Origin of the sequence: Streptococcus mitis (assembly GCF_003942685.1) — a bacterium.
GTDB classification, from domain to species: domain Bacteria; phylum Bacillota; class Bacilli; order Lactobacillales; family Streptococcaceae; genus Streptococcus; species Streptococcus mitis_CD.
Genome location: NZ_RJNR01000006.1, coordinates 75,097 through 95,256, shown reverse-complemented (window position 1 = coordinate 95,256; position 20,160 = coordinate 75,097). Strand labels below are relative to the sequence as shown.

20 protein-coding genes are annotated in these 20,160 nt (G+C 39.2%); 3 read left to right on the top strand and 17 right to left on the bottom strand.

The genetic code is table 11. The features are described from left to right. Window positions 1-124 precede the first annotated feature (124 nt). Window positions 125-1,111, top strand: coding sequence for an L-lactate dehydrogenase (locus D8855_RS05975; protein ID WP_000204729.1), 987 nt, complete (start codon window positions 125-127; stop codon window positions 1,109-1,111). A 111-nt stretch (window positions 1,112-1,222) separates the two neighbouring features. On the opposite strand, the gene D8855_RS10770 is transcribed toward D8855_RS05975, so the two are convergent. The 3 genes from D8855_RS10770 to D8855_RS05965 all read right to left on the bottom strand — a co-directional run bounded on the left by D8855_RS10770 (window position 1,223) and on the right by D8855_RS05965 (window position 4,197). After that, a complete protein-coding gene (locus D8855_RS10770) occupies window positions 1,223-1,345 on the bottom strand; it encodes a hypothetical protein (protein ID WP_260467325.1) in 123 nt (40 codons plus the stop codon). A 460-nt stretch (window positions 1,346-1,805) separates the two neighbouring features. Next, a complete protein-coding gene (locus tag D8855_RS05970) occupies window positions 1,806-3,041 on the bottom strand; it encodes a tetratricopeptide repeat protein (protein ID WP_185757568.1) in 1,236 nt (411 codons plus the stop codon). Further along, window positions 3,031-4,197: an AI-2E family transporter gene (locus D8855_RS05965; RefSeq protein WP_061864173.1), complete on the bottom strand. Its 1,167-nt coding sequence runs from the start codon at window positions 4,195-4,197 to the stop codon at window positions 3,031-3,033. Before D8855_RS05965 ends, D8855_RS05970 begins: the two co-directional genes overlap by 11 nt. Before the next feature lie 153 nt (window positions 4,198-4,350). Here D8855_RS05965 and D8855_RS05960 point away from each other — a divergent pair, with 153 nt between their 5' ends. Then, complete coding sequence (locus D8855_RS05960) at window positions 4,351-5,364, top strand: lactonase family protein (RefSeq protein WP_125416531.1); 1,014 nt, start codon at window positions 4,351-4,353, stop codon at window positions 5,362-5,364. A gap of 282 nt (window positions 5,365-5,646) precedes the next feature. On the opposite strand, the gene tuf is transcribed toward D8855_RS05960, so the two are convergent. Together tuf and D8855_RS05950 are read right to left on the bottom strand one after the other, a co-directional pair. Further along, on the bottom strand, window positions 5,647-6,843 hold the full coding sequence (tuf, locus tag D8855_RS05955; protein ID WP_001040726.1) for an elongation factor Tu: 1,197 nt from the start codon (window positions 6,841-6,843) through the stop codon (window positions 5,647-5,649). 206 nt (window positions 6,844-7,049) lie between these two features. Beyond that, on the bottom strand, window positions 7,050-8,159 hold the full coding sequence (locus D8855_RS05950) for an AI-2E family transporter (RefSeq protein WP_023947789.1): 1,110 nt from the start codon (window positions 8,157-8,159) through the stop codon (window positions 7,050-7,052). Between the two features lie 102 nt (window positions 8,160-8,261). Between D8855_RS05950 and pbp3 the strand changes: the two genes are divergently transcribed. Next, window positions 8,262-9,503: a D-alanyl-D-alanine carboxypeptidase PBP3 gene (gene pbp3 / locus D8855_RS05945; RefSeq protein ID WP_125416529.1), complete on the top strand. Its 1,242-nt coding sequence runs from the start codon at window positions 8,262-8,264 to the stop codon at window positions 9,501-9,503. Between the two features lie 189 nt (window positions 9,504-9,692). On the opposite strand, the gene sdbB is transcribed toward pbp3, so the two are convergent. The 12 genes from sdbB to D8855_RS05880 all read right to left on the bottom strand — a co-directional run bounded on the left by sdbB (window position 9,693) and on the right by D8855_RS05880 (window position 20,042). Continuing rightward, the gene (gene sdbB / locus D8855_RS05940) at window positions 9,693-10,259 is read right to left on the bottom strand and encodes a thiol-disulfide oxidoreductase-associated lipoprotein SdbB (protein ID WP_049493461.1); all 567 of its coding nucleotides are present in this window, start codon (window positions 10,257-10,259) and stop codon (window positions 9,693-9,695) included. 11 nt (window positions 10,260-10,270) lie between these two features. Continuing rightward, window positions 10,271-10,978: a thiol-disulfide oxidoreductase-associated membrane protein CcdA2 gene (ccdA2, locus tag D8855_RS05935; RefSeq protein ID WP_042751026.1), complete on the bottom strand. Its 708-nt coding sequence runs from the start codon at window positions 10,976-10,978 to the stop codon at window positions 10,271-10,273. A gap of 196 nt (window positions 10,979-11,174) precedes the next feature. Next, entirely contained in the window at window positions 11,175-11,594 is a 420-nt protein-coding gene (locus D8855_RS05930; RefSeq protein WP_049493458.1) for a F0F1 ATP synthase subunit epsilon, read from the bottom strand. A gap of 10 nt (window positions 11,595-11,604) precedes the next feature. Next, window positions 11,605-13,011 carry a F0F1 ATP synthase subunit beta gene (atpD, locus tag D8855_RS05925; protein WP_000094357.1) on the bottom strand — a complete coding sequence of 469 codons (1,407 nt, stop codon included), beginning with the start codon at window positions 13,009-13,011 and terminating at the stop codon, window positions 11,605-11,607. 191 nt (window positions 13,012-13,202) lie between these two features. Further along, on the bottom strand, window positions 13,203-14,081 hold the full coding sequence (locus D8855_RS05915; RefSeq protein ID WP_000301214.1) for a F0F1 ATP synthase subunit gamma: 879 nt from the start codon (window positions 14,079-14,081) through the stop codon (window positions 13,203-13,205). A 15-nt stretch (window positions 14,082-14,096) separates the two neighbouring features. After that, window positions 14,097-15,602: a F0F1 ATP synthase subunit alpha gene (gene atpA / locus D8855_RS05910; protein WP_000996629.1), complete on the bottom strand. Its 1,506-nt coding sequence runs from the start codon at window positions 15,600-15,602 to the stop codon at window positions 14,097-14,099. A gap of 14 nt (window positions 15,603-15,616) precedes the next feature. After that, on the bottom strand, window positions 15,617-16,153 hold the full coding sequence (locus D8855_RS05905) for a F0F1 ATP synthase subunit delta (protein ID WP_125416527.1): 537 nt from the start codon (window positions 16,151-16,153) through the stop codon (window positions 15,617-15,619). Then, window positions 16,153-16,647 (bottom strand): F0F1 ATP synthase subunit B, encoded by a 495-nt coding sequence (gene atpF, locus D8855_RS05900; protein ID WP_001103468.1) that lies wholly within the window; start codon window positions 16,645-16,647, stop codon window positions 16,153-16,155. Before atpF ends, D8855_RS05905 begins: the two co-directional genes overlap by 1 nt. Window positions 16,648-16,660: 13 nt before the next feature. Then, the gene (atpB, locus tag D8855_RS05895; protein WP_125416525.1) at window positions 16,661-17,371 is read right to left on the bottom strand and encodes a F0F1 ATP synthase subunit A; all 711 of its coding nucleotides are present in this window, start codon (window positions 17,369-17,371) and stop codon (window positions 16,661-16,663) included. Window positions 17,372-17,404: 33 nt separating this feature from the next. Further along, complete coding sequence (locus D8855_RS05890) at window positions 17,405-17,605, bottom strand: F0F1 ATP synthase subunit C (protein WP_001054560.1); 201 nt, start codon at window positions 17,603-17,605, stop codon at window positions 17,405-17,407. Between the two features lie 314 nt (window positions 17,606-17,919). Further along, a complete protein-coding gene (locus D8855_RS05885) occupies window positions 17,920-19,206 on the bottom strand; it encodes a peptidase U32 family protein (protein WP_020901474.1) in 1,287 nt (428 codons plus the stop codon). Window positions 19,207-19,343: 137 nt separating this feature from the next. Beyond that, complete coding sequence (locus D8855_RS05880; RefSeq protein ID WP_125416553.1) at window positions 19,344-20,042, bottom strand: GntR family transcriptional regulator; 699 nt, start codon at window positions 20,040-20,042, stop codon at window positions 19,344-19,346. Window positions 20,043-20,160 lie beyond the last annotated feature (118 nt).

Here is a 20,160-nt window from a genome sequence, read left to right as displayed (position 1 = left end):
ATACAATCGCTAAAACGTTTACATCAAGAACTGAAAGGCATATCCGTGACAAAGCTTTTTAAAAGTGATAGAATTGAAGTAACTGGGGAAATCCCTGAATAAAATTAAGGAGATGTTTAGAATAATGACTTCAACTAAACAACACAAAAAAGTTATCCTTGTCGGTGATGGTGCTGTAGGTTCTTCTTACGCTTTTGCACTTGTTAACCAAGGAATTGCACAAGAGCTTGGAATTATTGAAATTCCACAATTGCATGAAAAAGCTGTTGGTGACGCGCTTGACCTTAGTCACGCCCTTGCCTTCACTTCACCTAAAAAAATCTACGCAGCTCAATACTCTGACTGTGCAGACGCTGACCTTGTTGTGATTACTGCAGGTGCTCCTCAAAAACCAGGTGAAACTCGTCTTGACCTTGTAGGTAAAAACCTTGCTATCAATAAATCAATCGTAACTCAAGTTGTTGAATCAGGTTTCAAAGGTATCTTCCTTGTTGCCGCTAACCCAGTTGACGTTTTGACTTACTCAACTTGGAAATTCTCTGGTTTCCCTAAAGAACGCGTTATCGGTTCAGGTACTTCACTTGACTCAGCTCGTTTCCGTCAAGCACTTGCTGAAAAACTTGATGTTGATGCTCGTTCAGTGCACGCCTACATCATGGGTGAACACGGTGACTCTGAGTTCGCTGTTTGGTCACACGCTAACATCGCTGGTGTAAACCTTGAAGAATTCCTTAAAGACACTCAAAATGTTCAAGAAGCTGAATTGATTGAATTGTTCGAAGGTGTTCGTGATGCAGCCTACACAATCATCAACAAAAAAGGTGCAACATACTACGGTATCGCAGTAGCCCTTGCTCGTATCACTAAAGCAATCCTTGACGATGAAAACGCAGTACTTCCACTTTCAGTATTCCAAGAAGGTCAATACGGAGTTAAAAACGTCTTTATCGGTCAACCAGCTGTTGTTGGTGCACATGGTATCGTACGTCCAGTAAATATCCCATTGAACGACGCAGAAACTCAAAAAATGCAAGCATCTGCAAATGAATTACAAGCTATTATTGACGAAGCATGGAAAAACCCAGAATTCCAAGCTGCTTCTAAAAACTAATTGTAACTAGGTTCTCATTTAATGAGAACTCCACACCGAAGACAAACATCATTTTAGTGTTTGTCTTTTTTATTTCTCCAGCTCTACTATCCTTAAAATAAGTTGAACCCTCTATAAAATACTTTTCAATGCAAAACAAAAAACTTTCCCTCCCTGTTTTCCTTGCTTTTTCCGATCTAAGTCAATCTTAACTTCCAGTTGCTCACTTATAAACTTAGCTTGATTATCTAACACTTGGTAAGTATATTTGTGGTTATTGGATACGATTCAATCATAGATGAAGGAAAATCGAGAACTTACTCAACCTGACGAAGAATATAGTCTTGCGGAACGAGTTCCTCTAGCGTGTAATAATCAACATGATTGTAATCGTAGTCTCATTTTTTTATGAAACATGGCAAACATCTCACAACTTTTCTTACCCCTATTTTACAATTTCACACAAAGAAAAACCCTTAGAAACTTTTAGTCTAAGGGCTTTCTATTCAATCTGTCACTTATGAAATGAGAACTTTTTCTTTTACTATAAAGTCTAAGATTGTATTTTTAAAAATATTACTTATCTCACTTCTTATGTCTTATATTGGAAACTCGAATACAAACACAACAACTCAAATATACTCTCACCATACAATAGATAAAATAACCTGTAGATGATACTATGAAAAATGATAAGATATAGCTTTAAAACATTTTATTCCTGCAATCTCTCAAACAATTCTTGCATTTGCACATCATCTGGAACCAGTTTTAAGTAAGCTTGCGCATTGACTTTTGCTTCCTCAAAGTAGCCCAATTCACGCAAGAGATAGATATAGTGTTCCAGAAACTCTGGATTGTCCTTTAAATCTCCTGCCAACTCTTGATAATGCTCGTAGGCAGTATCCAAATCGTCCATCTCTTGATAAGAACGAGCAATCATCCACTTGGTCAAAAGATTTTCTGGCTCATCACTTTGTAAGTCTAGAATATCCTCATAGCGCTTCTGTTCTAGATAAATAGTTGCTAAACGGAGTAAGATTTCTTCCGTATCCTCAGCGTCTGCTTTAGCAGTAAGGAGGTAGTTTTCTGCACCACTAGCATCATGTAATTCATAAGAGAATTGTGAAGCAGCTAGCAAGAGGCGAGTTTCAAAAGGATTTTTCTCCAAACCTTGCTTAGCGATACGCAGGGCTTCTTGAACCTGATGTTCCTCATGCAAGGCCTGACTATAACCATACTCATAGCCTTCAAAGTCAGGTGAAATGGTATCAAGCTGCTTAAAGTAGAGGACAGCTTTTTGGTATTCTTTTCTATCAAAGTAAAGACTGGCTAACTCAAAAGCTGTTAGGTCATCGTATTCTAACTCCAAGGCTTTTTCTAAAAACTCTGTAGCCGTTTCAAATTTCCCTAACTGGGCATAGGCAAAGCCAATCCGTTGATAGGTAGAAATGCCTGTTTGCTCATAAATAGTACGATTATCTAACTGAGCATAGCTTTGAATAGCCTCTTGGTAATTTTCCAACTCACTATCCAACTCTGCCAAGCCCAATATCAAGAGAGGATCCTCTGAATAGGTCAAAGCCTCCAGCAGTTTCTCACGCGCTACATCTGTCAAACCTTCCAGCTGGTAAAGGTCTGCTTTAAGTGCCAAAGCTGAAACATACCAGTCACTGTCAGCTTGGATTTCCTCAAGATAAGCAAAGGCTTCTTCGATTTGACCATCCTCGCTAGCAATAGCCGCTAGATTAAGATTAACCTCTGGAAAATCCCCTACAATTTTCAAGTAAATTTCCTTGGCCTGAGGATAAAAACCAATCCCTTCAAGATAGGTAGCTAACTCATACAGAAGGTCACTTGGATCATTTTCTAAAGCTTTGACGAAATAGTGCTCAGCCTTGGTTAAATCTTGCTCTTCCAAGGCCTGTAACATCTGTTGACTATTGTTCACTCTTGATTTCCTCTCCCTCTACTTCATATAGGCCACTGACTACCTTATACCATTCAAAAATGGCCGAAATGACAACCTTAGCAGAAGCATAAACCGGAATACCGAGTAAAACTCCCCAAATACCAAACATAGATCCTGAAGTTAACAAGACAAAAAGAACATTAATGGGATGGATATTCAATTGACTTCCCAAAATCAGTGGAGAGACAAAACGGCCTTCAATAGTTTGTTCTACGATAAAGACAATTACCACTTTCAACAGCATAACTGGACCAGCAATCAAGCCCAAAACTAAGGCAGGAAGCATGGCTAGGAAGCTACCCAGATAAGGAACCAGATTTAAAATACCAGCAGTTACACCCAGCGTAACCGCATAGCGTAGACCTATAATCTTGAAAAAGATGATAAACATTACTGCTACAATAATAGCTACTGTTACTTGTCCTCTAACATAGTTGGACAACTGTTGATTCACATCTGACAAAACCTGTCCTACAGGTTCCTTCAATTTCGTTGGCATGAATTGGGTTAAATAGTTACGCAAGCCTTTCCCATCACGCAAGAGATAAAAGAGCATGAAAGGAACGATAATCAAGGCAACAATCACTTGAGATGCCCCGCTAATAAAGGCACTCACCCAGTTGACTGCCTGAGATGAAACTTTACTTGCCCAAACTGTAGCCTGACTAGAGAAGTTTGTTAAAACTTGCTCTAACTGAGGTCTGAAATCATCTGGTAAACGCTTGGTGACCAAATCATTAATAACTCGATCAGCATCTTCGAGATAGATTGGTACATTTCTTGCAAAGGTTAAAACTTGACGTTGCAGACTTGGAATAGCCACTGCCAAGCCCCAAATGATAAAGAGAGCGATGATGACAAAGACAATACTGATTGCGATGACGCGATTAATCTTATGCTTCTCCAACCAATCAACGATAGGATTTAATAAATAATATAGCAAACCAGATAGAATGACTGGCAACATCACAACTGCCAAAAAGTCTAGAACCGGTGAAAATAGAAAACTAATCTTGCTTAAAATAAAAAGATTCAGTCCCAATAATAAGGTTACCAAAAATACCGTAATTGCCTTGTTATCCAAAAACCACTTGAAAAACCAAGATAGGCTAAAATGTTTCTCTTTTTGCTCCATAAATACTTCCTTTCTGTCATTCTCTCATTATACCATTTTTAAATCAAAATAACTCTTTTTTAAAGTGCTTACATTCCATTGAATTGCACCGCATAGCATATTATAAATTCATTTTGTGATATAATAGACTTATCTTTATAAAGAGGTAAAGTTATGAAAGAAACTGTTTATTTTGGAACTTATACACGTCGGACTTCCCAAGGGATTTACAAGGCAGACTTCGATACAGAAACTGGTCAGCTTTCAAATCTAGAACTTTTTGCAGCTGAGCCAAGTCCGACCTACCTTGCCTTTGACCAACACCAACATTTATACACTGTTGGTAGTCAAGACGATAAGGGGGGGATTGCAGCCTATCAAACTGATGGAACCTTATTAAATCATGTCGTGGAAGAAGGAGCTCCCCACTGTTATGTTGCCGTTGATGAAAAGCGTGATTTGGTGTACGCAGCAAACTACCACAAGGGACAGGTCCTTGTTTATAAACGTCAGGAAGATGGTCGTCTTCTACTTAGTGATGTGGATCAACACAGTGGCCAAGGTCCACATGAAAATCAAGCTTCTCCACATGTTCACTATACAGATTTAACACCTGACCACTATCTAGTGACTTGCGACTTGGGAACTGACCAAGTCATCACTTATGATCTTGATCAAGAAGGAAAATTATCTAAACTCTATACCTATCACAGCCAGCCAGGAGCAGGCTCACGCCATATTATTTTCCATAACCATTATAAAATTGCTTATCTCATTTGTGAACTTAATAGCACTATCGAGGTTCTAATCTACGATGGTGTTGGCGAATTTGAACGCATGCAAGTCATTTCAACTCTACCAGACGGTTATGAAGGCTTTAATGGTACTGCTGCTATTCGTCTCTCTAAAGACGGTAAATACCTCTACGCTTCTAACCGTGGTCATGATTCTATCGCAGTATATACAATCCTTGCGGACGGTAGTTTAGAGTTGTTAGAAATCGTTCCGACTCATGGTCAGACTCCACGTGATTTTGATTTGACACCGGATCAAGAATTTGTCATTGCTATCCATCAAGACTCTGACAATGCAACCGTCTTTAAACGCAATCCTGAAACTGGTCGTCTAGCAGAACTTTCTAATGACTTCCATGTCCCAGAAGCGGTCTGCATCAGTTTTGCTAATTAATATAATTATAACTGACCAACTAACGGAGCTACACACCAAAGACAAACATCATTTTAGTGTTTGTCTTTTTTATATCTACAAATTACTCCCCCAAAAAAAGATGGAATCTTTCTCAAAACAATTTTTCCATGAAAAGTAAAAATATTTCACAGCCATCATTTATTTGTCTCACACCTAACGGAGCTAGACGGACTAATAGTGACATAATGAAAAAGAACCTTGCAAAGCAAGATTCTTTTAGTGTCTGACTTAAATAATTGTTCTTCTGGGAACTAAATCGAATTAAGCTTCGATTTCTGTAACCATACCTGAACCAACAGTACGTCCACCCTCACGGATAGAGAATGTAGTACCTTGTTCTACGGCGATTGGGTGGATCAACTCAACGTCGATTGTCACGTTATCACCAGGCATTACCATTTCAGTACCTGCTGGAAGTTCGATTGAACCTGTAACGTCAGTAGTACGGAAGTAGAATTGTGGACGGTAGTTGTTGAAGAATGGAGTGTGACGTCCACCTTCTTCTTTAGTAAGGATGTAAACTTCACCTTTAAATTTAGTGTGTGGGTTGATTGAACCTGGTTTAGCGATAACTTGTCCACGTTCGATTTCGTCACGTTGAACACCACGAAGAAGGACACCTACGTTATCTCCGGCAAGACCTTCGTCAAGTTGTTTACGGAACATTTCAACACCAGTAACAACTGCTTTTTGAGTTTCTTCTTTGATACCAACGATTTCGATTTCGTCGTTGACTTTAACGATACCACGGTCGATACGTCCTGAAGCAACTGTACCACGTCCAGTGATTGAGAATACGTCTTCGACTGGAAGAAGCAATGGTTTGTCAGTGTCACGTTCTGGTTCTGGAATGTACTCATCAACTGTGTTCATCAATTCCATAACGATGTCTTCGTATTTAGTGTCACCTTCAAGGGCTTTAAGAGCTGAACCTTGGATAACTGGAAGATCGTCACCTGGGAAGTCGTATTCTGACAATAGGTCACGGATTTCCATTTCAACCAATTCAAGCAATTCTTCGTCGTCAACCAAGTCAACTTTGTTCATGAAGACGATAAGGTGTTTAACACCAACCTGACGTGAAAGAAGGATGTGCTCACGAGTTTGTGGCATTGGTCCGTCAGTTGAAGCTACTACAAGGATAGCTCCGTCCATTTGAGCGGCACCAGTGATCATGTTTTTAACGTAGTCCGCGTGTCCTGGAGCGTCGATGTGAGCGTAGTGACGTTTTTCAGTTTCGTACTCAACGTGCGCAGTGTTGATTGTGATACCGCGTTCGCGTTCTTCTGGAGCAGCATCGATAGACGCATAGTCTTTAGGTTGGTTAACTGATGAAGGCAAGCGACGTGCCAAAACAGTTGTGATAGCTGCAGTTAGGGTAGTTTTACCGTGGTCAACGTGTCCGATAGTACCAATGTTAACGTGTGGTTTACTACGATCGTATTTTTCTTTTGCCATTTGAGTAAAAGCCTCCAATAAAATATATTTTATAGATAGACAGTAGGCAATACAGTCTAACTTTCCTTACTATTTTATCAAATTTCAGCTAAATTGCAAGTGTTTTACAAAGTTTTTGTGAATTATTCTTAATCTACTAATCTAAACGGCACTTCCACTCCTATCATTTGCCTAAATAAAAAGAAAAATCAGGAATTTCCTGACTTTTACTTAGCTAATTCTCTTTCTCGTTCTTTCATTATTTTATGGTTTTCATACAAACGTGACAAAAACTTAGAAATTTCTTTTAAGATAGAATAGGTTGGTACTGCGACAATCATGCCAATGACACCATAGATATTACTTGATAACAAAAGTAATACTAAAATCGTAATTGGATGAACCTTCATCACTCCACCAACGATTCGAGGGTAGAGGATGTTTCCATCCACTTGTTGAATGATCAGCATATAAACAACTGCAATCAGCATTCTATGGGGATCAGTAAAGACATTGGCGATAATCATCGGAATCAAACCAATACTTGGTCCAACATAAGGAATGAGATTGGCCAATCCTGAAAAGATGGCAAAGACCAAAGCGTATTTCAAACCAATCACGCTATATCCGATAAAGGCCAAACAACCAATAATAATCGCATCAATAGCAACTCCACTAATATATCGAGCAATTGTAGTATTCAAATTTTTTAAAAGACCTGTAATATGCAACTTATCTCGCTTTAAAACAGTACGCTCAAGCATCGGCAAGAATTTGTGGCCATCTAACAAAAAATAAATTAAAAATACAGGTGTCATGATAATAATCAAAACAGTACTAAAGAGCGCAGATAAGACACTTCCAACACTATTCGTTACACTATTTAGGATATTCTGTAGAATATCTACATAAGAGAGATTTAACTGTTGAATAGTCGCTTGAATATCTAAATTTTGAAAGGCTGGATAAGTGGATAAATCGATAATCAAATCTTGCAGACGACTGTAGATTGTCTGACTTGTAGCAATCAAACTTGTCAGCTGATTAATCAAAATCGGTAAGAGATAGACGACCCCAATAACTAGCCCACAAACCAAGGCGCACAAGGTTAGTAGAATACCAATGATACGGTTAATTTTGAAATACTTTTGTAAAAAATTTACAATAGGATTGGTCAAATAATATAAAAAACCACCTAAAAGAAAGGGAATCATTATAGTGTTTGCGACACTTACAAAAGGCGTTATAATCCCACCCATCTGTCTCCATAAATAAAAGATGATGGTTAATAGTAAAATCTCACTGGTCCAAAAAAATAATTTATTCTTACGAAACATGAAGTACCTCCATTCATCTATTTTACCACACTTTCAAAAAAACTTCTTTCTTCTATCATGAAACTGGGAATATTTTTTTCTTTATGATAGAATAAACTTACTATGAAAAAAATAATTTTAACTCTTTTAAGCCTTTCCATTATTGGCTCAGCATCTACTGTTGCTGCTCAAGATTTTAATATTGCTGCTAAACATGCAATTGCTGTTGAGGCAAATACTGGTAAAATTCTCTATGAGAAAGATGCAACCCAGCCAGTTGAAATTGCTTCAATCACAAAGTTAATTACTGTTTATCTTGTCTATGAAGCCTTGGAAAACGGCAGTATTACACTATCAACTCCGGTAGATATTTCTGATTATCCTTACAAATTAACGACAAATTCTGAAGCGAGTAACGTTCCTATGGAAGCTCGTAATTATACCGTCGAACAACTACTTGAGGCAACCCTGGTATCTAGCGCCAACAGTGCGGCTATTGCGCTAGCTGAGAAAATTGCAGGCTCAGAAAAAGATTTCGTCGATATGATGAGGGCAAAGCTCTTAGAATGGGGAATTCAGGATGCCACTGTTGTCAATACGACGGGTCTTAACAATGAGAGTCTAGGTGATAACATTTACCCAGGCTCTAAAAAAGATGAGGAAAATAAGCTCAGCGCTTATGATGTCGCTATCGTTGCTCGCAACCTCATAAAAAAATACCCACAAGTCTTAGAAATCACGAAAAAACCTTCTTCTACTTTTGCTGGAATGGCAATCACTTCTACCAATTACATGTTAGAGGGTATGCCTGCTTATCGCGGTGGTTTTGATGGATTAAAAACAGGGACCACAGATAAGGCTGGAGAGTCTTTTGTTGGTACTACTGTCGAAAAAGGCATGAGGGTTATCACAGTTGTTTTGAATGCGGATCATCAAGACAATAATCCTTACGCTCGCTTCACAGCTACATCTTCACTAATGGATTATATCTCTTCTACATTCACACTTCGCAAAATCGTTCAGAAAGGTGATGCCTATCAAGATAGCAAAGTCCCTGTACAAGACGGAAAAGAAGATACAGTCACTGCTGTTGCTAAAGATGATATTTCTCTAATTGAACGTATTGGGAATCAATCTTCTCAATCTGTTCAATTCACACCTGATACTAAGGCAATTCCAGCACCACTTGAAGCCGGAACAGTGGTTGGACATTTGACTTATGAAGACTCAGACTTGATTGGTCAAGGTTACATCACCACAGAACGTCCTAGTTTTGAAATGGTAGCAGAAAAGAAAGTAGAAAAAGCCTTCTTCTTAAAAGTTTGGTGGAATCAGTTTATCCGCTTTATCAACGAGAAGCTATGATATAATAAACTTCTTAAAGCTAAAAAATAAATATTATGTTTAAAGAAAAAGAAGGGGAATCTGTATAATACAGAACTCCCTTCTTTTTTAAACTTAATTTATTGATAGCAAAAATCCCCTAAATCTTAGATTAATACTATCTAAAATCTAGGGGATTGATTGTATAAATACTATTTTAAAATCTTGATTCTAGTTCATTTCTTTAAAGGCTGCTTCTGCATCCTCGTTGCTGATGACACCAAATTGAATCTTTCCAATCTTTCCTTGACTATCAATCAGGTATTCTGTAGGAATGCTTCGAATTTGATAAGCTTGGAAGGTGGTTCCTTTTGTGTCATAAAGTACTGGGATATCTTTATATCCTTGATCTTGGAACCATTGTGGAAATTGCTCGACAGTTTTTTCACCTTGAATTCCTGGTGCAATGACACTAAGAATTTCAAAATCACGATCTGGTTTCGCTGCTAATTCCATCAACTCAGGCATACTTTTCTTACATGGACCACACCATGAAGCCCAAAACTTCAAGTAGACTTTTTTCCCCTTATAATCAGATAACTTAACTTCTTTACCATCCATAGATTGCAAGGTGAAGTCTGGAGCATCTTTTCCAACAGCAATTTGTTGTACAGGCGTTTGTTGCTGTTGTTTTGGGGATTGTTCTGGTGCTTGAGTCTTTTTAGTCTCTTCCTCGCCACAGGCCATCAATACAACTAGTGACAAGAGGCTTAAGCCAGCAAACATTACTTTTTTCATCTTTTTCTCCTTTATTCAAAAATACCAGCTAGAACATTTACTTGTCCTAATAGTAACAAAATTCCCATTAAAATAATGAGGAAACCACCAATTTTCTTAAGTAGCATCATATGGCGCTTGAGTTTACTAAAATAAGGCATCACTACGCCTGAAGCTAGAGCCAAGACCAAGAAAGGAATGGCCATTCCCAGAGTGTAAATAAGAGTATAGATAGCTCCTTGCCAAGCGCCATTACCTCCAGAAGCCGCAAGTGCTAAGACAGAACTTAAAACCGGCCCAATACAAGGCGTCCAACCAAAGCTAAAGGTAATACCAAGTAAAAAAGCTGACCAATAACGATTAGAATCTGATTTTTTAAAGGTAAAGCTTTTTTGAACCTCTAATTTCTTAAAATGAAAAATTTCCATCTGGTGAAGGCCCAAAATGATAATAATTGTTCCCATGACATATCGAAACCAATTTGCATAGAGAATATTACCAAAGTAACCAGCACCAAATCCTAAGATAAAGAAAATGAGAGAGATACCTGCAATAAAGCAAAGTGTTCGAATCAAACCTGACCAGGCAACTTTTTTCCCAAATAATGAAAAACTTTTTGCACTATCCTGATCATCCAATAAGATACCAGTATAGACAGGTAACAGAGGGAAAATGCAAGGGGAAAAGAAGGACAAGATCCCTGCTAGAAAAACAGAGATTGAAAATACTATCGTTTCCAATAAAGAACCAACTTTCTTAATAATTCTAATTCTATTTTACTATAATCAATTTTATTTGTATGATTTCTGCTACGCAAATTGAACTATGCAATCTTTTAATTATCTTTTATATCTCTAGACAATTCTAATTTTGCATCAGTTTTGCTCCCTAAGAAAACATAAAAAATGAACTTGGTAACTCAAGTTCATTTTTTTCTTATAGTCTATTTCCGACATTAATACGGTTAATGGCACGTTGCAGTGCAATCTTCGCACGACGTTCTTGGTCAATCAAGTGTTTGTCGTGTGCTTCTTCAATTTCACGCTCTGCTCGAAGTTTGGCACGTTCTGCACGACTAACGTCGATATCACGAGCACGTTCTGCAGAGTCAGCAACAATTGTGACAACGCCATTGGCAACTTCGATAACGCCCCCGTTCACTGCAATCCAGTTCACGTGATTTTCATCATCTACACGTTTAACCTTAACCTCATCAACTGCTAAAACTGCAATCATATTTTCATGTCGTGGCAAGATTCCCATCTCACCATCCAGAGTTCGAACTGATACAAAGCTGGCATGGTGATCATAGACGAGACCATCTGGTGTCACGATCTGGACAGTTAACTGAGCCATAGATCACCTCTTAAAATCCCATTTTTTCAGCTTTTGCAATCACATCTTCGATAGAACCTACACCACGGAAGGCATCTTCTGGCAAGTGGTCGTGTTTACCATCAAGTATTTCCTTAAAGCCACGAACAGTTTCAGCAACTGGAACATAAGAACCTGGCTGACCAGTAAATTGTTCCGCAACGTTGAAGTTTTGTGACAAGAAGAACTGGATACGACGGGCACGAGCAACCAAGGTCTTTTCTTCATCAGAAAGCTCATCCATACCAAGGATAGCAATGATATCTTGCAATTCATGGTAACGTTGAAGAACGCGTTTTACTTCAGCAGCAACTGCATAGTGCTCTTCTCCAACAATTTCAGGTGCCAAGGCACGTGAGCTTGAAGCAAGTGGGTCAACGGCTGGGTAGATACCCAATTGTACCAACTTACGTTCCAAGTTAGTTGTTGAGTCTAAGTGAGCGAAGGCTGTTGCTGGCGCTGGGTCAGTATAGTCATCCGCTGGCACATAGATAGCCTGGATAGAGGTTACAGAACCCTTTTTAGTTGATGTGATACGTTCTTGCAATTGCCCCATTTCCGTAGCAAGTGTTGGTTGGTAACCAACGGCTGATGGCATACGACCCAAAAGGGCAGATACTTCTGAACCAGCCTGAGTGAAACGGAAGATATTATCGATAAAGAGAAGCACGTCTTGGCCTTCCACATCACGGAAGTATTCGGCGATTGTCAAACCAGTAAGGGCAACACGCATACGTGCTCCTGGTGGCTCATTCATCTGACCAAATACCATGGCTGTTTTCTCGATAACGCCTGATTCTTTCATTTCCCAGTAAAGGTCGTTCCCTTCACGAGTACGTTCCCCAACACCGGTAAATACTGAAATACCACCGTGTTCTTGGGCAATGTTGTGAATCAATTCTTGGATTAAGACGGTTTTACCAACTCCGGCACCACCGAAAAGTCCAACCTTACCACCTTTAAGGTAAGGGGCAAGAAGGTCGATAACCTTAATCCCTGTTTCAAGGATTTCAGAAGAGGTAGACAACTCATCAAAAGTTGGAGCTTTTTTATGAATTGGCTGACGCTCTGCATCTTCTGTAAAAGGAGCTTCCAAGTCAATGGTATCTCCCAAAACGTTGAAGACACGTCCCAAAGTTTCTTTACCTACTGGTACAGAGATTGGACGACCTGTGTCCAATACTTCCATTCCACGAGTCAAACCATCTGTTGATTCCATGGCGATGGTACGAACCATACCATCTCCCAACTCCAAGGCTACTTCAAGGACGATTTTTGTTTTTCTTTCGTCATTTTTGTAGACGACAAGTGCATTGTTAATCTCAGGAAGTTTTTCCCCTGCTGCAAACAAGACGTCTACAACGGGACCGATAACCTGAGCAATTTTACCTGAACTCATCTCCTTCTCCTATTCTATATAAGATACTGTCGGTTCCTAGCTCAACTAGGTCCTAATACTCTTCGAAAATCAAATTCAAACCACGTCAGCGTCGCCTTACCGTACTCAAGTACAGCCTGCGGCTAGCTTCCTAGTTTGCTCTTTAATTTTCATTGAGTATAAGTTCATTTTCATACGAGCTGGACTAGAGCCTATTCTAAGGCACTAGCTCCTGCTACGATTTCTGTAATTTCTTGTGTAATCGCCGCCTGTCTGGCACGGTTATACTGAATTGTCAAATCATTAATGACTTTCTTAGCATTATCTGTCGCTGTTTGCATGGCTGTCATACCTGCAGCATTTTCAGCTGTCTTGGCATCGATAATAGCCCCGTAAATCATACTTTCTGCAAACTGAGGCAACAACTGCTCCAAAATTTCTTCTCGGCTAGTTTCCAATTCAAAGGTCAAGCTGTAACTGTCATCCGCTTCATTTGGATCCAAGTCAACAATCGGAAGCATTTGCTCCACACGCATTTGACTAGTTAGCGTATTGACATGGTGGTTATAGCAGACATAGAGTTCATCAAAAAGTTCATTTTGGTACATTTCAACAGTTTTTGAAATAATCTTACGAACTTCATCAAAGCTAGGTTGATCCGCCAAGCCACGTAATTCATAAAGTGGTTGAATACCACGAGCCTTAAAGAAATCAGCTCCCATTCCACCGATACAGATCATTTCAAAACCTTTACCGTCTGGATGGTATTCTTCCTTCAACTCCATAACGGCTTTCAGAATAGAAGAATTATACCCTCCAACCAAACCGCGATCTGAAGTAATGACGATATAGCCTGTCTTCTTCACGGGACGGCTAATCAACATCGGATTGGTTGAACCACCAGCTCCATTACCATGAAGGATATCTGTCAAAAGTTTACGAACCTTCTGAGCATAAACTTGGAAGTTACGAGCTGCTTCTTCAGAGCGACCTAGCTTAGCAGCCGATACCATTTGCATGGCATTAGTAATTTGACTCGTATTTTTTGTTGAGGCGATTTTTGTTTTAATATCATTTAGAGATACTGCCATCTGACACCTCTATTCTTATTGGAAGCTGGTTTGATTGAGAAACTCTGTAATCGCAGCATCCAAGACTGCTTCTTCTGGCAAGTCTTTTGTATCACGAATGGTTTCCAAAATCTCTGGATGTTGAGCATCAAAGAAGGCATGGAACTCTTCCTCGAAACGAACAATATCATCTACTGGAACAGTATCCAAGAAACCATGTGTCAAAGCATAAAGAATGGTTACTTGTTTCTCAACAGGCAATGGTTTGTGAACAGGTTGTTTCAAGACTTCAACTGTACGACGTCCACGATTCAACTTAGCCTGTGTTGCTGCGTCCAAGTCAGAACCAAACTTAGTAAAGGCTTCCAACTCACGGTATGAAGCAAGGTCGATACGAAGTGTACCAGCAACCTTTTTCATGGCTTTGATTTGTGCAGAACCACCTACACGTGATACAGATGAACCCGCGTCAATGGCTGGACGAATACCTGCATTGAAGAGACCATCACCAAGGAAGATTTGTCCATCAGTGATTGAAATCACGTTGGTTGCGATATAGGCAGAGATATCTCCTGCTTGTGTCTCGATAAACGGTAGGGCTGTAATAGATCCACCACCAAGTTCATCAGAAACTTTAGCTGAGCGCTCAAGCAAACGGCTGTGAAGGTAGAAAACATCCCCTGGGAAGGCTTCACGACCTGGAGGACGACGAAGCAAAAGAGACAGTTCACGATAAGCTACCGCTTGTTTTGAAAGATCATCATAAACGATCAAAACATGCTTACCTTGGTACATAAATTCTTCCGCCATGGCAACCCCAGCATAAGGAGCTAGGAAGAGCAATGGAGATGGTTGTGAAGCAGAGGCTGTCACAACGATTGTGTAGTCCAAGGCACCGTACTGACGTAGTGTTTCTACTTGCGTACGAACTGTTGATTCTTTCTGTCCGATCGCTACGTAGATACAGATCATATCTTGACCCTTTTGGTTCAAGATTGTATCAATCGCAATTGTTGTTTTCCCTGTCTGACGGTCTCCGATAATCAACTCACGTTGACCACGACCAATCGGAACAAGGGCGTCAATAGCTTTCAAACCAGTTTGCAATGGTTCTGATACAGACTTACGTTGCATAACACCAGGAGCTGGTGCTTCTACTGGACGAGTTTTATCAGTGTGGATTTCTCCAAGACCGTCAACTGGACGACCTAGTGGATCCACAACACGACCAATCAGACTTTCACCTACAGGGACTTCCATGATTTTACCTGTACGGCGGATTGTATCGCCTTCACGGATATCTGTAAAGTCACCCAGAATGATAATACCAACGTCTGTTGACTCCAAGTTTTGAGCCATACCATAAGAGCCGTTTTCAAAAATCAACAACTCTCCACTCATGGCATTTTCAAGGCCGTGAGCTCGCGCGATACCGTCCCCGATATAGGTTACAACACCTGTTTCAGTCACATCAAAATTGGGTTTGAAATTTTCAATTTGTTGCTTAATTAAAGCGCTGATTTCTTGTGCGTTAATTGCCAAAAGAACACCACTTTCTATTTCAAATTTTCTTTAACAACTTTAAGTTGTTGTTTAATACTCACATCAATTGTCTTGTGATTGGCAAAAATTACAAAACCACCAATGAGACTTTCATCGATTTGTTCTTTTACACTCCTTACTTTCAGAGACATTTTTTTCTCAATCAAAGGGAGCAAGCGACTCTTCTGTTCATCAGTTAAAGGATGAGCTGACGTAATCGTCACTTCGAATCGATTTGTTTCTTTTTCAAGTCGGTTCAAGCAATCTACAAGCACATCATAGAAAAGATTTGCTCTGTGGTTGTATGCCAGAACCTGGATAAAGTTTTGCAATAAAGGTGACACTGAGTCTTGGAAGAAAGCAATCGTTTTTTCCTTGTCAGACTCGTCTACTGCCACTTTTTTTAAAAAAGAAGGTAAGCCTGTTTCTTCAGCAACTTGCTTGATTTGAGCTAAGTCTGAAAAGATACGGTCTTCTTCTCCTTTTTCTAAAACCAATTGGACAAAAGGCATGCTGTATTTTTCAATTACCTTTACTGTTTTCTTGTCCATTAAGCTTCTCCTAACTGATCGATATACTGATCAATGAGTTCTTTATGGGCATGACCGTCAAGGTTTTGTGAGATGATTTTACCAGCCAAGCTGATTGTCAAATCTGCTACCTCACCCTTAACGCTTTGTAAAGCTTCAGCTTTATTTTGAGCAATTTCTTGGTTCGCTTTTTCTTTCAAGCGTCCTGCTTCTAGCTTAGCATCTGCTAAAATACTAGCTTTACTTTTCTCAGCTGTTTCTTTCGCATTCTCAATGATTGTCTTAGCTTCTTTACGGCTACCAGCCAATTCATCTTCGCGTTTTTGAGCCAATACTTCTGCTTTTTGACGTGCTTGTTCAGCTCCGTCAATATCTGCTGCAATTTTTTCTGCTCTTTGTTCGAAAATACTAGTCAAATTTGACCAAGCGTATTTCTTAACCAAGACTAGCAAGAGAATAAAGGAACCAGCGATTAGTATAAAATCACCAAGTAATTCACCTACTGTTACATTCATAAACTACTCCTTTCTATTCTTCATCATTAATTTTATTTCCTAGGTACATTGAAGATAACAATGTAAATACATATGCTTGTACACAAGAAATAAAAACAGAAAATGCAGTCCAGATTAGATTTGTTCCAAAAGCAATAGGATACCAATAGAAGGCCTGATGAGAAAGTAGGACTAACATACTTGCCATCACTTCTCCTGCAAAGATATTACCAAAGACCCGCAATGCAAGTGAAAGGAGATTGGTAACTTCTTCTAAGAGATTCATTGGTGTCATAAAACCTGGTGTTACAAATGCTTTTAAATACTTTTTGATTCCACGACGACGAATTCCTTCTACGTGGGTCATTAAGATAATTGTAAAAGACAAGACCAAGTCAAATGACAAATTTGCTGTTGGTGAGGTCCAAAGATTTACACCATCTGTAGTCTGAATTCTAGCCATTAAGCCAATATTATTTGCAATGGCCATAAACAGGAATAAACAGAAATAAAAGAGAGAATAATCCTTTATCATTGGACCAAGGTTTGATTTTGTAAATCCAACAACAAAATCAAATAAATACTCTAATACATTTTGTTTTCCTGTGGGTCTCAAAGTCATATTACGACTTGCCCAATAAATAAAGCCAAAAATAAGTGCTACAGTCAACAAAGTCAAAACTACTATGGTTAAATTAAAGGTAACAGGACCAATATTGATGGTTGGATTAATACTTTCTTCCATCTAAAATCCTCCCTTTTTCAATTTATACTTCTTTTATTTGATGATAAATGAAAAGACAAGAGTAACGAAGAAAGTACCTTCAATAAAGGCAACCCCTAGGATCATCAAACTACGTAGTTCTGAGATGATATCTGGTTGACGAGCAACTGATTTCAACAAACCGTTCATCAACATACCTTCACCAAGAGATACACCCATACAGGCAAGACATAGACCGAAAAATGTTAAATTCATGACGAATTCTCCTTTTAATTAAAATTTACTTACTTAGTTTAGTCCTAAAAATTGGATTTGTCAACTTTTTACTTACGTTGAAAGCGTTTAATGAAAATTATTTACAATTTTACTATTTTTAAGTCTATTATATAGAAAACTTTGGAAAAAACTTGTAACAAATCCCTCCATTATCTAGGTCTTTCTGAAAAATAATGAAAAATCCGAGATGAAATCTCGGATGGAAATTAATATATTTTCTTTAACCTAATGTTCTTTTAGTAAGTAGGATTAAAAGGAAAGCAACTAGAAAGCTTTCCTCTCCTGCACGCTTATTAAGCACGAACTGTGACACTGGTGCCATCTTCCTTATAAAGATTGATGAGTCCTTCTTTGAGAGCTCGAACCATGTCTCCAGCTTGAACAGGTTGTGGAACCTTGATAGTCAAGAGTTCCATTGGATTAGGAGCGCGGTCGATTTTATTGCCTTTGGCATCGTGCAAATCTTCGATATAAGTTTCGAAATGACGAAAACCTGGACCATAAAACTCAACTTGATCGCCTTCGTTAATGACGTTCCGTTGACGAATGGTCGCTGTTTGTGTCGCTTCATCATAAGAAACCACTTCAGCAACAAACTTGTACTCAGGAATTTTACGACGAGCACCAAACAACTGCTCATTTTCAGATGGTGTACCATAGTAGAAACCTGTTGCTAATTCACGTTGGGCAACCTTCCACATCTCATCCACCAAGTCTTGTTTGATAGCTTCAAACTTTTCAGGACTTTCAAGATATGCATCAACAGCTGCCTTATAGCAGTTAGTCACAGTTGAAACATAGTGAATAGACTTCATACGTCCTTCGATTTTTAGACTGTCCACACCATTTTCAATCATATCCGGGATATGGTCAATCATAGACATGTCAACGGCTGACATAGAAAATTCTTCTGGAATCTCACCTTTCAAGCTCTTTCGTTCTTTCCCAAATGGCATATCGTAAAGGTCGTACTTCCAACGACAAGACTGAGAACATCCACCACGGTTGGCATCACGCATACTCATGTGGTTTGAAAGAGTACAACGACCAGAGTATGAAATACACATGGCTCCATGGACAAATGCTTCAATCTCAACGTCTGTACGTTTGCGAATTTCTGCCAATTCTTCCATTGAAACCTCACGCGCCAAAACAACACGAGTTAAACCTAGTTCTTTCCAGAACTCAAGTGTTTCATAATTAGTCGCACTGGCTTGAGTAGAGAGGTGAATTTCAAGACCCGGTGCTTCAGTCGCCGCAATCATAATCAAGGCTGGGTCAGATACGATAACTGCTGCAATCCCGATATCACGCAGTTTACGGAACCACTCACCAGCCCCTTCTTCATTTCCTTCGTGCATAACCATGTTGGCAGCCACATAAACCTTAGCACCATACTTGGCCGCAAACTGGACACCTTCTTCCATCTGTTCAAAGGTAAAGTTTCCGGCACGGCTACGAAGACCATAGGCTTGACCACCGATAAAGACAGCATCTGCTCCATACTGAACAGCTACTTTTAGCTTCTCTAAAGTCCCTGCAGGTGATAAAACCTCAGGACGTTTTAATGTTTTTGTCATGTTTTCTCCTATTTGCAATATAAAAGTTTGACGTTTTTCCTTCTCATTTTATAGTAAATAAGCGATAAAATCAAGCCTAGACAGATTGTTTTGACAATTCTAATCTTTTAGGAAATCAAAAAACTAGCCTTTCTAGACTAGTTATTCTCAAGATAAAATTCAAAGCGTTCGCCTACATACTGACTTTTTACGTATTCAAATGCAGTACCATCTTCTAGGTAAGAAATCTGAGTCAGACCAAGAATAGCATGTCCTTTTTCAACTTCCAAATAGTGGGCAATTTTTTCCTTAGCAAGGCGAGCATAGATAGTCTGCTGTGATTTGCCAATACGGTAGCCATGTTTTTGCAAGGTCTGGAAGAAATGACTAGTGATTTCTTCTTTTTTAAAGTCCTTAATGAATTTTTCAGGAATAGAAGCAACTTCATAAACTAGAGGAACTTGGTCGGCATAGCGGACCCGTTCCATTCGGATAATATTCTCCATTGGAGAAATTCCTAACTTTGCAACTTCCTGCTCATTGGGAATGGTTTTTCTGTAGGAAATGAGCTGGCTAGAGGGTACTTTACCTTGGGACTTAACAATTTCAGTAAAACTTGTTGTTCCTCGCATCTTTTCTTGTACCCGAGTACTAGAAACAAAGGTGCCACTTCCTACGCGGCGCTCTAAGACGCCTTCTTCGACTAATAGAGATACGGCTTGGCGGAGGGTCATGCGACTGACCGCAAACTGCTCTGCTAAGTCTCGTTCACTAGGAAGTCTCTCACCAATTGCCCAACGGTGTTCGTCAATATCCTTTTTAATCTGATCATGGATTTTCATATAAGCGGGTAGCATATTTTTCACTTCATTTCTATCTTTTCTCTATTGTACCCCAATAAACTAGAAAAAGTCAAACTTCGCCTTGTTTAGTTGGTAATTCGCCCTTATTTGTGATAGAATATTGAAAAAAGAT